The organism is Mediterraneibacter flintii (assembly GCF_055387595.1).
The window spans coordinates 3,493,194-3,507,035 of sequence record NZ_AP031405.1; the positions used below are offsets into that span (position 1 = coordinate 3,493,194).

Annotated in this window: 9 protein-coding genes and 1 other annotated feature (1 of these 10 cut by a window edge); of the genes, 1 reads left to right on the plus strand and 8 read right to left on the minus strand. The window is 44.0% G+C overall.

The annotated features are described in order from the left end of the window. Positions 1-92 precede the first annotated feature (92 nt). Positions 93-236, plus strand: a complete 144-nt coding sequence (locus ACZ5C4_RS16680) for a hypothetical protein (protein ID WP_186876745.1) — start codon at positions 93-95, stop codon at positions 234-236. A gap of 163 nt (positions 237-399) precedes the next feature. Here the strand turns inward: ACZ5C4_RS16680 and ACZ5C4_RS16685 are convergent, their stop codons facing one another. From ACZ5C4_RS16685 to rplJ, 8 genes are all read right to left on the minus strand, one after another. Next, positions 400-1,170, minus strand: coding sequence for a creatininase family protein (locus tag ACZ5C4_RS16685; RefSeq protein WP_464521963.1), 771 nt, complete (start codon positions 1,168-1,170; stop codon positions 400-402). A gap of 61 nt (positions 1,171-1,231) precedes the next feature. Beyond that, entirely contained in the window at positions 1,232-2,650 is a 1,419-nt protein-coding gene (locus ACZ5C4_RS16690; RefSeq protein ID WP_464521964.1) for a purine-cytosine permease family protein, read from the minus strand. A 46-nt stretch (positions 2,651-2,696) separates the two neighbouring features. Continuing rightward, positions 2,697-3,689: an asparaginase gene (locus tag ACZ5C4_RS16695; RefSeq protein WP_464521965.1), complete on the minus strand. Its 993-nt coding sequence runs from the start codon at positions 3,687-3,689 to the stop codon at positions 2,697-2,699. Between the two features lie 46 nt (positions 3,690-3,735). After that, entirely contained in the window at positions 3,736-4,383 is a 648-nt protein-coding gene (locus ACZ5C4_RS16700) for a GntR family transcriptional regulator (RefSeq protein WP_464521966.1), read from the minus strand. A gap of 335 nt (positions 4,384-4,718) precedes the next feature. Further along, a complete protein-coding gene (rpoC, locus tag ACZ5C4_RS16705; RefSeq protein ID WP_464521967.1) occupies positions 4,719-8,348 on the minus strand; it encodes a DNA-directed RNA polymerase subunit beta' in 3,630 nt (1,209 codons plus the stop codon). A 14-nt stretch (positions 8,349-8,362) separates the two neighbouring features. Continuing rightward, on the minus strand, positions 8,363-12,223 hold the full coding sequence (gene rpoB, locus ACZ5C4_RS16710; protein WP_464521968.1) for a DNA-directed RNA polymerase subunit beta: 3,861 nt from the start codon (positions 12,221-12,223) through the stop codon (positions 8,363-8,365). A 467-nt stretch (positions 12,224-12,690) separates the two neighbouring features. Beyond that, positions 12,691-13,065, minus strand: coding sequence for a 50S ribosomal protein L7/L12 (gene rplL, locus ACZ5C4_RS16715; RefSeq protein WP_243207215.1), 375 nt, complete (start codon positions 13,063-13,065; stop codon positions 12,691-12,693). 69 nt (positions 13,066-13,134) lie between these two features. After that, complete coding sequence (gene rplJ / locus ACZ5C4_RS16720; RefSeq protein WP_186876738.1) at positions 13,135-13,722, minus strand: 50S ribosomal protein L10; 588 nt, start codon at positions 13,720-13,722, stop codon at positions 13,135-13,137. Between the two features lie 78 nt (positions 13,723-13,800). Further along, positions 13,801-13,842 (minus strand) — a sequence feature (ribosomal protein L10 leader region); it runs 96 nt beyond the window's last position.

Consider the following 13,842-nt stretch of genomic DNA (forward strand, 5'->3'; position numbering starts at 1 on the left):
CTGCTAAGAACTCTCCCTTTTTCTTTTCATATGTTCCTGCACCCTTTATAATAACGATTAGAAATTTTAAACGTCAAAGGAGTGTACATCATATGAATATCGGTTTAATATTGCTTATGATTATCGGAGGTTCTGTGGGGGTATTTTCATCCCTGTTTATTCTCGTCAGTCTCCCGATTACAATCATTCAAAAAATCTACCGTAAAATTCGCTATGGTTATGCCCTGACGGATTAATAATTTCACAATAATAATTTTATCCTTCAATACAATGGCGCGGGTCCCTTCCTTCTGACCCACGCCATTTTGTTACCTTTTGTTTCTGTTGTCATGCAAATTTAAACAACATCTAACATTTCGCATACCATACTGAACGATAGTAATTACTCCTTTTCTCGCTTTATTTTGTCCCGTAAGTCCACCCTGTACGGTTCATTTCTTCAATGGCGTCTGCTACCAGCCCTACCAGAATATCCAGCATCTGATTGCCTTTTTCAATAGAGGCCTTCGTCGGATCTCCGGTCGCTCCCGTCTTTGTGATCTCCTTGATGTCCCAGATAATATCTGTTGTTTTATTCACGTCGATTACCTTTTCAGGAACCTGGCTCTCCGCATATTCCAGATTTACCAGTTCAGGACGTACTGCCATCATAATAGATGTCTCTCCCTCGCCGCCATGTCCAAGTCCGTTCCATACTTCGAAGCGATCTCCCATAATTGGGCCTACTTTGTTCCACCATGCAGGCATATACAAAAACTTTGCATCTTTATGGCGGTCTTTTACATTATGTGCCGCAATTTCCAGCGCCGGTATATTTCCGTCATGTCCGTTTAATATATAGATATGTTTGATTCCATTGTTAATCAGGCTTTCAAAAATATCTTCTGCGATCGCAATCTCTGTATCATATCGAAGTGTAACGGACATTGGATATTGATTATAGTGAATGGACGTTCCAAATGGCACCGCCGGCACAACCACTACATTGTCTAATTTTTCAGCAACCCGCTTTGCAACTTCTGTGGGAACAAAGAAATCCGGTCCCAGACAGCAGTGCCAGCCATGGCTTTCACAGGAACCAAAACAGGTGATTGCCGTCACCTCGTCCGCATGCTCCAGCATTGCCTTTACTTCACGTGCGCTCATCTCGTTTAAAAATACTTTTTTCATATCTTCCATCTCCTTTTTCATCTTATTTCCTCGCCACTCATTCCCTTCGGGATAGCTCTTATTATAATTCTTCCATCAGCTCTTTGTCAGCCTTTTTGTCAGGCATGAATTTGTAAATGATATAGTAAATAATCACAGAAACGATCATTGCGAACAAGCCGGAAGGCAGGTTATACGGAAGAGGCGTTACATACTGGAAATAATATCCAAGTCCCGCGCCGATTATAAAGGAAATCACTCCCGCCCAACGCCATCTCGGCTGTTTATGTAACAACTTCGCATCGTATTTCTTTCTCCCTACCAGATAATAATCTGCAAGAATCGGTGCACACAGAGGAGGTGCCATTGCTCCCAATGTATTGATAAAGTTTGCAAAGAAAATCTGATAGAAACCAATCGCTCCAAGAATAGTTCCCAGGATACCGCAAATGGCAACTAAAACCTTCCGGTTTACTTTCACACCTACCGCATCCAGTATCGGCCCTGTATACAGTGAGTTACAATACAATTCGCTATTGTCGGTTGTCCAAAGAGACGTCGTCCATGTAAATACAGCAACAAGAGCAAGAATCACACTAAATTCCATCATCCACGCCACATAGTTGTACTGTCCGGCGCTGACACTTCCGATATATCCAACAATATTCAAAAGCGGGTTCGTAAAGACAAAGCAGGCTGCTGCGCACCACCACACTGCTTTTACACTTTTATTAAACCGGAACATATCCACGCCCATTACGGCTCCGGCAACCCAGCTTCCTACTACTGCTGTAATACCTGTTCCAAGTCCCAGTCCGTCTAACTCATTTGCCTTGTTCATAAAGCTGCCGACTCCGCCGCCTTCATTTATCATACCGATACCGGCGATAATCGCAACAAGCAGAATAAGCGGGCATACTACCTTCGCTACTTTTTCTATAGCGCTGATTCCGCGAATTGCACTGATAGTAAAAATAATCCCCCAGAATATAACGGCAATTAAAACCTCCAATGTAATATCCGGAACCCCTTCATATCCCCAGCTTGCCGGACTAAATACTGTAATTCCACTTGAATTACCTATAAAGCCTCCCCATATATCAGCAATCATTCCGACAATACTGGAAAACCAGCCCAATGTCAGAAGCGCCATCACTGCCATCGGGATAATGAATCCCTTGCTTCCATAAGAATACCTGGATATTAAAGATAAGTTCAAACCTGTTTTATGTGCTGCAATTCCAAGAAGAGCCGTCATAATGAGCAGTGACCCTTCTCCTAATATTATTGCCAGCAGTGCCTCTACAGGATTTAAGCCCGGCGCCCCGCCATATCCGGCAAGTGTGCCTCCGACAAACAGCCCTGTTGCACAATATCCAAACCCAACCCATACCATAATCTGGCTGTATGTGGATCTTCTCTTATTCATGGGAACTGGTTCCAGCATATACTCTGTATCTACTGTTTCTTCCACAGCCACTTTCTTTTCTTGTTCTTGCATAAATTCCCTCCTTCTAGTCCTTTCTCTCTTTTGTCATTTCTTCCATTTACAACGTAACCTCTCCGGCATAATCCGTATTGAATATCGCCCTGACTTCCTTTGGATCCTCTGTCTGCCCTAAAGCCCACATCAGCTTCGTTACAATCGCTTCTGTTGTCATATCGCGTCCAGGTATTACACCGCATTCTAAAAGCTTTCGTCCTACTTCATACATAGAAAAATCACTTTTTTCATACAAGCATTGACTACATGCTACAATACTGATTCCATTTTCCACAAGCTTTTTCAGTTTCGGTATAAGATTCCTTCGTTCAAAATGTGTACCGCCAGCCCCAAAAGCTTCTATCACAATTCCACGGTACTTCATATCCAACAGCCGGTCAAATATCTCTGGGTTCGTACCTGGTATCAGCTTTAGAAGAAATACATCCGTACAAAGTTCCTTTTTCAGACAAAATGTGTCTCTTTTTCTGTCCATATTGTGTGCATATACATGAATTCCATCTGCATAAACCTCTCCCAGATAAGGAGCTGAAATACTTTCAAAAGCATTAAATCCCAGTGTCCTTACTTTCACTGCCCTGCACCCATTGATGATTTTGTCATCGAATGCGATTGTAACCCCTTCTACACCTGCATTTACTGCAGCAAAGGCAGTCTGCAGATTTCTCTTTGCATCCGTAAACATCCGTTCAATTGGGATCTGAGCACCAGTCAAAACGACAGGCTTACAGAGATTCTGAAGCATATAGCTAAGTGCAGAAGCTGTATATGCCATTGTATCTGTTCCATGGGTAATAATAATTCCATCATACTTAGGCAGCATTTCCGTCACAATCTCTGCTATATACTGCCATTCTTCCGGCTGAATATTCGAGCTGTCCAGATTCAGAATGTCTCTACTCTCTATTTTGAAGAATCCTTCTAACTCCGGCAGCATCTGCAGAATATCCTGACATTTAATGTCAGGGGCCAGTCCTTGCTCTCCTTTTCGCGCTGCAATTGTTCCTCCTGTTGTAAGCAGCAACACTTTCTTCATCCTCTCTCCCTCCTTTCTTTTCATTTTTGAACATGCAGCGAAAATCTCAGAAATTTTTTCCTTCTCGGAAATACAGTCTGTACTCTACACCTCCTAATTCTTTTTCCACATATTGCTTCGCTCGATCTACATCTCGCGTACACAAAGCACTGACCAGCTCTAAATGCTCTTCCATAAGACTTTTTGCTTCTGAGCTCTTCCAATCCTTCACAAGTACACGTCTTAACTTATTCAATATACTTTCGAGAGAGGACATCAGATAAGGATTTCTCGATAAATATGCCACTGACATATGAAACTGCATATTCATCTCACTGTACTCCTGATATGTGCTCCCTTCAATTTTTGCAATCTGTTCTTCTGTATAGTCTTTCAAAAATTTAAGTTCTTCATCCGTCGCATATTGAATTGCCATTTCTGCGGAAGCTTTTTCTAATATTCCCCTAAACTGAAAAAGACTTTGAAGCTCTGTGACAGAGATTCCTTTTACCAAATACCCTTTATTGGGAATCTTCTCAAGAAATCCTTCCATACACAGATAATTGAGTGCCTCTCTGGAAGGTGTCTTGCTGACACCGAATTTCTGCGAAACTTCTGCCTCTGTTATCATGTCGTTCTCTTCATAATTCCAGTTGATAATATCATTTCTCAGTTCCTGGAGAACCCGTTCAGTCATAGACTGTCTTTTCGCCATTGCCTCCCTCCTTTATAATATATTTGCAGAATCCCTTTGGTACATCAGTGATATATCACTGATGTACTTTTATTCCATATTACCTATTTTTTCCATTTTTGTCAACATAAATTGTATATTATTCACAAACCTTCTCCATTCAGTCTGTCGACAAAATACCTCTGAGCTTTAGAGCCCCCTATTATGATGTGTAACTCCTATCCATAAATTTCTCATTAGGAATAAGTCCAGAAAATACGCTTAAAATGAAAAAACCATTGTCAGAAGTGCTATCTAATGATACGTCTCTTCTGACAACGGTTTTTATTATATTTTTCCTATTTTATCAGATATTTTTACTCTATATCCTCTACAGCTGACAGTTCTTCTTCTAATTCCAGCTCTTCATCGAAGTTCATTTCTTCCTCTGCTTCCAGTTCTGTACTGAGTTTTACGTCGCGGTATTTTTTCATGCCGGTACCGGCAGGAATATGCTTACCAATAATGACGTTCTCTTTCAGTCCTACCAGATGGTCTACTTTTCCTTTGATAGCCGCCTCTGTCAGAACTTTGGTTGTCTCCTGGAAGGAAGCTGCTGACAAGAAGGAATCCGTAGCAAGAGAAGCCTTCGTAATACCAAGCATGATCTGCTCTCCTGTTGCAGGTTCTTTCCCCTCTGCCTCGAGGCGTTCATTTACTTCGTTGAATTCCAGGACATCCTCCATCATTCCTGGCAGGAAGTCGCTGTCACCTTTTTCCTCTATGCGGACTTTCTTAAGCATCTGACGCACAATCACCTCAATATGCTTATCATTGATCTCAACACCCTGCAAACGATATACACGCTGTACTTCCTGAATCATATAATCCTGTACCGCGCGCAATCCTTTGATCTTCAGAATATCGTGCGGATTTACGCTACCTTCTGTCAGTTCATCTCCAGCCTCTAACTCTGCACCATCCTGAATCTTAATTCTAGAGCCGTAAGGAATCAAATATGCCTTTGATTCACCCGTCTCATCATTCGTGACGATAATCTCACGCCGCTTCTTTGTATCGCTGATTGTTGCTTTGCCGGCAAACTCCGTAATGATTGCAAGTCCTTTTGGCTTTCTCGCCTCGAAAAGCTCCTCAACACGTGGGAGACCCTGTGTAATATCGTCGCCGGCAACACCGCCTGTATGGAAAGTACGCATGGTAAGCTGTGTACCCGGCTCACCAATAGACTGTGCCGCGATAATACCGACTGCCTCGCCGACCTGTACCGCCTCGCCGGTTGCCATATTCGCGCCGTAGCACTTGGAGCATACGCCGTCTTTACATTTACAGGTAAGAATGGTACGGATTTTCACTCTCTTAAGCGGCTCGCCCTTTTCATCTACGCCTTTTTTCATTACTTTCTCAGCACGTCTCGGCGTAATCATATGGTTCGCCTTTACAAGCACATTTCCCTCTTTGTCCTTGATATCCTCACAGGAGAAACGTCCTGTAATACGTTCCTGAAGGCTTTCAATCTCTTCGTTTCCATCCATGAACGCTTTCACGTACATACCTGGAATTTCTTTTCCTGCTTCCACACAGTCACTGTCATGGATAATTAACTCCTGGGAAACATCAACCAGACGTCTTGTCAGGTATCCTGAATCGGCTGTACGAAGCGCGGTATCTGACAATCCTTTACGCGCGCCGTGAGCAGACATAAAGTATTCCAATACATCCAATCCTTCACGGAAATTAGACTTAATCGGCAACTCAATCGTACGTCCTGTTGTATCCGCCATCAGACCACGCATACCCGCAAGCTGTTTGATCTGCTTGTCGGAACCACGGGCTCCCGAATCTGCCATCATAAAGATATTGTTATATTTATCCAAACCGGAAAGCAGCGCCTCTGTCAATTTATCATCTGTCGCCTTCCAGGTCTCTACAACTTCTTTGTAACGTTCTTCCTCCGTAATCAAACCACGTTTATAGTTTTTCGTAATTCTATCTACTGTGTTCTGTGCTTCTTCAATCATCTGTGGTTTCTGAGGCGGCACTGTCATATCAGAAATAGACACCGTCATCGCTGCCCTTGTGGAAAATTTATATCCAATCGCCTTAACATCATCCAACACTTCTGCTGTCTGTGTAGCGCCATGCGTATTGATAACCTTCTCTAAGATTTGTTTCAACTGTTTCTTCCCTACATGGAAATCCACTTCCAGCAACAATTCGTTGCCTTCCACTTCTCTGTCCACAAATCCCAAATCCTGCGGAATGATCTCATTGAATAACAATCTTCCCAATGTAGCGTCAATCGTACCACTTTTTACTGTCCCATCTGGCATTTCTTTAGAAACACGCACTTTGATCTTAGAATGCAGTGTAATGTAGCCATTCTCATATGCAAGAATCGCCTCACTTACATTTTTAAAGAACATGCCTTCCCCTTTTGCTCCGGGTCTTTCCTGTGTCAAATAATAGATACCAAGTACCATATCCTGAGAAGGAACCGCCACCGGTCCACCGTCAGACGGTTTCAAAAGGTTGTTAGGAGACAGGAGCAGGAAACGGCATTCTGCCTGCGCTTCTACGGACAGTGGTACATGAACCGCCATCTGGTCTCCATCAAAATCGGCGTTATACGCAGTACATACAAGAGGGTGGAGCTTGATCGCCTTTCCTTCTACAAGGATCGGCTCAAATGCCTGAATTCCCAGTCTATGCAATGTGGGGGCGCGGTTTAGCATAACCGGATGCTCTTTGATGACTTCCTCGAGCACATCCCATACTTCCGGCTGAAGCCTTTCCACCATCTTCTTAGCATTTTTGATATTGTGCGCCGTACCATTCGCTACAAGCTCTTTCATAACAAACGGCTTAAACAGCTCGATCGCCATTTCTTTCGGCAGACCGCACTGATAGATTTTCAGCTCCGGCCCAACGACAATAACCGAACGTCCAGAGTAGTCTACACGTTTTCCGAGCAGATTCTGACGGAAACGTCCGGATTTTCCTTTGAGCATATCAGACAATGACTTCAGCGCTCTGTTTCCAGGCCCCGTCACCGGACGTCCGCGGCGTCCATTGTCAATCAATGCGTCGACTGCCTCCTGAAGCATACGTTTCTCATTTCTTACAATAATATCCGGCGCTCCCAGCTCCAGCAGTCTCTTCAGACGATTATTACGGTTGATAATTCTTCTGTAAAGGTCATTTAAGTCAGATGTCGCAAAGCGTCCACCATCTAACTGTACCATTGGCCGCAAATCCGGCGGGATAACTGGAATTGCCGTAAGAATCATCCACTCTGGCTTGTTGCCGGATTCCCGAAATGCCTCTACTACTTCAAGACGTTTCACGATTCTTGCGCGCTTCTGTCCTGTTGCGTTTTCTAAGCCCGCCTGTAGTTCTTTATATTCTTTCTCCAGATCAATCGCTTCCAGAAGTTCTTTTATAGCCTCTGCGCCCATTCCGACGCGGAAAGAGCCATATCCCCATTTTTCTTTCTGCTCCTGGTATTCTGCCTCTGAAAGAATCTGTTTATACTGTAAATCTGTCTCTCCCTTATCCAACACAATATAAGACGCAAAATACAGTACTCTCTCCAATGTTCTCGGGGAAATATCCAGTATTAGTCCCATACGGCTTGGGATTCCTTTGAAATACCAGATATGGGAAACCGGAGCAGCAAGGGCAATATGTCCCATACGTTCGCGGCGCACACTTGCCTTTGTAACCTCAACACCACAGCGGTCACACACAACTCCTTTATAGCGGATTTTCTTATATTTTCCACAATGGCATTCCCAATCTTTGCTTGGTCCGAAAATTCGTTCACAGAAAAGCCCGTCTTTCTCTGGTTTTAATGTCCTGTAATTGATGGTCTCCGGTTTTGTCACCTCACCTCTTGACCATTCCATGATTTTTTCCGGTGAAGCCAGCCCGATTTTAATTGCATCAAAGGTTAACGGTTGATATTGTTGTTCATTACTGTTTGGCATAAAATTGGCTCCTCCTATTCTTCTTCATCCAGGTATTCGTCAAATTCTAATTCCATCTCATCATCATCCGGTTCCTCTTCCTCCGGCTCTATATCTTCAAGCTCTTCTCCAACAAATTCCTGTTCTGTGAATCCATGTGCGCCGAATGATTCATTTTCATCGCGGTATTTTTTATCTCCCTCGATGATATGGCGCAAATCGGTCTCACCATAGTCTACAGTTTCCATAATTTCTACTTCTGTATTATCATCACGCAGCACACGTACGTCTAACGCCAGTGACTGCAATTCCTTTAACAGTACCTTGAAAGATTCCGGCACGCCTGGCTCTGGGATATTTTCTCCTTTGATAATTGCCTCATACGTCTTAACACGCCCTACCACATCATCGGACTTCACTGTTAAAATCTCCTGTAGTGTATACGACGCACCATATGCCTCCAATGCCCACACTTCCATCTCTCCAAAGCGCTGTCCGCCGAACTGTGCCTTTCCTCCGAGTGGCTGCTGTGTTACCAGTGAGTAAGGGCCTGTAGAACGCGCATGGATCTTATCATCTACCAGATGGTGGAGCTTCAGATAATGCATGTGTCCGATTGTAACCGGACTGTCGAAAAATTCTCCGGTACGTCCGTCGCGCAGGCGCACTTTTCCATCTCTGGAAAGTGGAACGCCCTTCCACAGTTTTCTGTGTTCCCTGTTTTCCGAAAGATACTTGAGAACCTCTGGGAGAAGCTCTTCTCCATGCTTCTTCTCAAATTCTTCCCATTCCAGATTGACATAATCATTTGCCAAATCCAGAGTATCCATAATGTCCACCTCGTTAGCGCCGTCGAATACTGGCGTAGAGATATTAAAGCCAAGTGCTTTCGCTGCCAGGCTCAAATGAATCTCCAATACCTGTCCGATATTCATACGAGACGGCACACCAAGAGGATTCAGTACAATGTCAAGCGGACGTCCATTTGGCAGAAACGGCATATCCTCTACCGGAAGAACGCGGGATACAACACCTTTATTTCCATGACGTCCCGCCATTTTATCTCCTACGGAAATCTTTCTTTTCTGTGCAATGTAAATGCGGACTGCCTGGTTTACGCCAGGAGACAGTTCATCTCCGTTTTCTCTTGTAAACACTTTTGCATCCACAACAATTCCATATTCACCATGCGGCACTTTCAAAGAAGTATCCCTTACTTCACGCGCCTTTTCGCCGAAAATTGCACGCAGCAGTCTTTCCTCTGCTGTCAGCTCTGTCTCTCCCTTTGGGGTCACTTTGCCGACCAGAATGTCTCCGGCACGTACCTCTGCACCAATCCGGATAATACCTCTCTCGTCCAAATCTTTGAGGGCATCATCCCCTACGCCCGGAATGTCTCTGGTGATTTCTTCCGGCCCCAGCTTTGTATCTCTTGCTTCTGCCTCATATTCTTCAATATGCACAGACGTATAGACGTCGTCCTGCACCAATCTTTCACTTAAAAGGACTGCATCCTCATAGTTATAGCCTTCCCATGTCATAAATCCAATCAGAGGATTCTTGCCAAGCGCCATCTCCCCGTTGGAAGTAGACGGACCGTCTGCAATAACCTGTCCCTCTTCTACACGCTCGCCCTTTTCTACGATCGGTCTCTGGTTGTAGCAGTTGCTCTGGTTACTTCTCAAAAATTTTGTCAGCTTATACGTTTTCTTCGTTCCGTCATCATGCCGGATTATAATTTCTGTAGAAGTAGAACGCTCTACCGTCCCTCCCTGTTCCGCAACAATACATACGCCGGAGTCCACTGCTGCCTTTACTTCCATACCTGTTCCTACTACCGGAGCCTCTGTTGTCAGAAGCGGTACTGCCTGACGCTGCATGTTGGAACCCATCAGCGCACGGTTTGCGTCGTCGTTTTCCAAGAACGGAATCAGTGCAGTCGCTACAGAGAACACCATCTTCGGAGACACATCCATATAGTCAAATTTACTTCTCTCATATTCCTGCGTCTCCTCGCGGTAACGACCGGATACATTTTTATTGATAAAATGTCCTTCCGCATCCAGAGGTGTATTTGCCTGTGCAACATGGTAGTTATCTTCCTCGTCTGCCGTCATATATACTACTTCTTCTGTGACAACCGGATTCTCCGGATCGGATTTATCAATCTTACGGTACGGAGCCTCCACAAAACCATATTCATTGATTCTTGCATAGGTTGCAAGAGAGTTGATAAGACCAATGTTCGGACCTTCCGGAGTCTCGATAGGGCACATTCTTCCATAATGGGAATAGTGAACGTCACGCACCTCGAATCCGGCACGATCCCTGGACAAACCGCCTGGCCCCAATGCCGAGAGACGTCTCTTATGCGTCAGCTCACCGAGAGGATTGTTCTGATCCATAAACTGGGACAGCTGGGAAGAACCAAAGAATTCTTTCACTGCTGCAGTAACCGGCTTGATGTTGATCAGAGACTGCGGAGAAATACCGTCCTGATCCTGTGTCGTCATTCTCTCGCGAACCACTCTTTCCAGTCTGGACAGACCAATCCTGTATTGGTTCTGAAGCAGCTCTCCAACCGCACGGATACGGCGGTTTCCTAAATGGTCAATGTCATCGTCATTTCCCATTCCATATTCCAGATGAATGTTGTAGTTAATTGACGCCAGAATATCATCTTTTGTAATATGCTTTGGTATCAGATCATGGATGTCGCGGCGGATCAGGCTTTTCAATTCCTCAATATCCCCTGCGGACTCCTCTAAGATGCCTGCGAGCACAGGATAATATACCTGCTCTGTCACACCGACTTCCTTCGGATCTATGTCAACAACAGCCTGCAGATCTACCATCATATTAGACAGGATCTTAATATTGCGGCTTTCATCTTCTCCCTCTACCCAGAGGTAAGGCACTGCACAGTTCTGAATCGCATCCGCGATCTCTCTGGTGATCTTCGTTCCTTTTTCAGCGATCACTTCCCCTGTAATCTGGCTGACAACGTCCTCTGCCAGAATCCTGCCTCTCACACGATTTTTCAGCATCAGCTTTTTATTAAATTTATAGCGCCCAACCTTCGCCAGATCATACCTTCTCGGGTCAAAAAACATGCTTGTGATCAGACTTTCTGCACTGTCCACTGCAAGAGGTTCACCCGGACGGATTTTTTTGTATAACTCTAATAAGCCTTCCTGATAGTTTTCGGCTGTATCTTTGCCGAAACTTGCAAGGATCTTCGGTTCTTCTCCAAACAAATCCAGAATCTCTGCATTCGTACCAATTCCAAGAGCACGAATCAATACTGTGATCGGAACCTTTCTTGTTCTATCTACACGTACATAAAAAACGTCATTGGAGTCTGTCTCATATTCAAGCCATGCGCCGCGGTTCGGAATTACCGTAGCTGAATATAGCTCTTTTCCGAGCTTATCATGTGCAATTCCATAATAAATTCCCGGGGAACGTACAAGCTGGCTTACGATAACACGTTCTGCACCGTTAATCACAAATGTACCAGTCTTTGTCATCAACGGTAAATCTCCCATAAAGATTTCGTGCTCATTTATCTCATCATTTTCCTTGTTGTAAAGCCGCACTCTTACCTTCAAAGGCGCCGCATAGGTTGCGTCACGTTCTTTGCATTCTTCAATCGTGTACTTTACGTCATCTTCGCAGAGCGTAAAATCCACAAATTCCAGACTTAAATGTCCGCTATAGTCGGCAATTGGGGAAATATCATCAAATACCTCTTTTAATCCTTCACCCAGAAACCACTGATAGGAATCTTTCTGGACTTCGATCAAATTCGGCATCTCTAATACTTCTTTTTGTCTGGAATAGCTCATACGAAAACTTTTTCCATTTGTGATGGGACGAATTCTGTTTTTCTCCATTGACGTTTCACTCCTCATATATTATTTGCGCCACTGTCTGATTGAAACCTTACACAATTCTGCCAGACAACAGCATTTACAAACCGCAGAGTTTCCTCCAGCAGTTTAAGTTGACTAACTTACAAGAAAAGAGCCTTGTAATGGTATTTCTGCCACTATATGGCATACCTTTCCATAATAGCGCATTTTTTACTATAACACAAAACGCTTTTTATTGTCAACGTTTTTCCTATGTTTTTCTATTTTTCTCTTGACATTTTATCGCAAATGTGATAAGAATCCCTCCCATCTCTCTAGAACAAAGTGGGCACCCCCACTTCAACTCCCCTGCTCCTCACTCTTGAGGGACTTGTCCACTTTGCGCGCCGCCGCAATACCGCAAAGCGGTAAAATTTCCTATTATATAAAACAAAAACCGCAGAAGCGTTTTATCTTCTGCGGTCTTGAAATTCCTTTATCAAAAGTAATTATTTCAGGTTTACTTCTGCGCCTTCGCCTTCCAGTTTTGCTTTGATTTCTTCAGCTTCTGCCTTAGAAACAGCTTCTTTTACTACCTTCGGAGCTCCGTCAACCAGCTCTTTTGCTTCTTTCAGTCCAAGTCCTGTGATCTCACGAACAACTTTGATTACTTTAACCTTAGAAGAACCAGCAGATACAAGTTCTACATCAAACTCATCTTTTTCTTCAGCCGCTGCTGCTTCTCCGCCTGCTGCTGCAACTACAACACCTGCTGCTGCAGATACACCAAATTCTTCTTCACAAGCTTTTACTAATTCATTTAATTCTAATACTGATAACTCTTTGATTGCTTCAATCATTTCAGCTGTTGTCAATTTAGCCATTTTCATTTCCTCCATATCATTTCTTTTTTTATTTTTCATACGACTGCCTGTCTTAAATTTATCAGGCTCTTATTCTTCTGCCGGAGCTGCCGTCTCCTCAGCAGGAGCTTCTGCTGGCTCTGCCGCCGGCGCTTCCTCTGCTTCGTTAGCAGAAGCAGCTTCGCAATTCTCTGCCCCGCCTTTTTCTGCAATCTGATTGATAACACGGGCGAAGTTTGTAATTGGTGACTGAATGCTTCCAAGCAGTTTGGAAAGCAATTCTTCTCTGGATGGAATCTTAGACAGTTCTGTCAATCCCGCTGTGTCGTAGATCGCTCCTTCTACAACACCGCCTTTTAATTCCAGAGCATTTGCTGTCTTAGCAAAATTACAAAGAATTCTTGCCGGTGCTGTAGCGTCATCTTTGGAAATTGCGATTGCGCTCGGCCCTTCCAGATGTTCTTCCAGACCTTCACATACTGTTCCTTCGAAAGCTCTTTTCATCATCGTGTTCTTATAAACTTTGTAAATCACGCCTGCTTCTCTGAGCTGTTTACGTAATTCTGTGTCCTGTGCCACAGTAAGACCACGATAGTTTACGAGAACAACTGACTCAGCATCTTTGATCTCTTCTGCAATTGCATTTACGATTGGTTGTTTTAATTCAACTTTTGCCACTTTCTGGTACACCTCCTTATTTTATTTGCGTATACTGCCGATACCCGGAGGGTTTTACTGCAAAAGGAAGAAAGCTTCCTCTGCAAATAAAAATCCTCTGTGCACAAAGACACAGAGGAT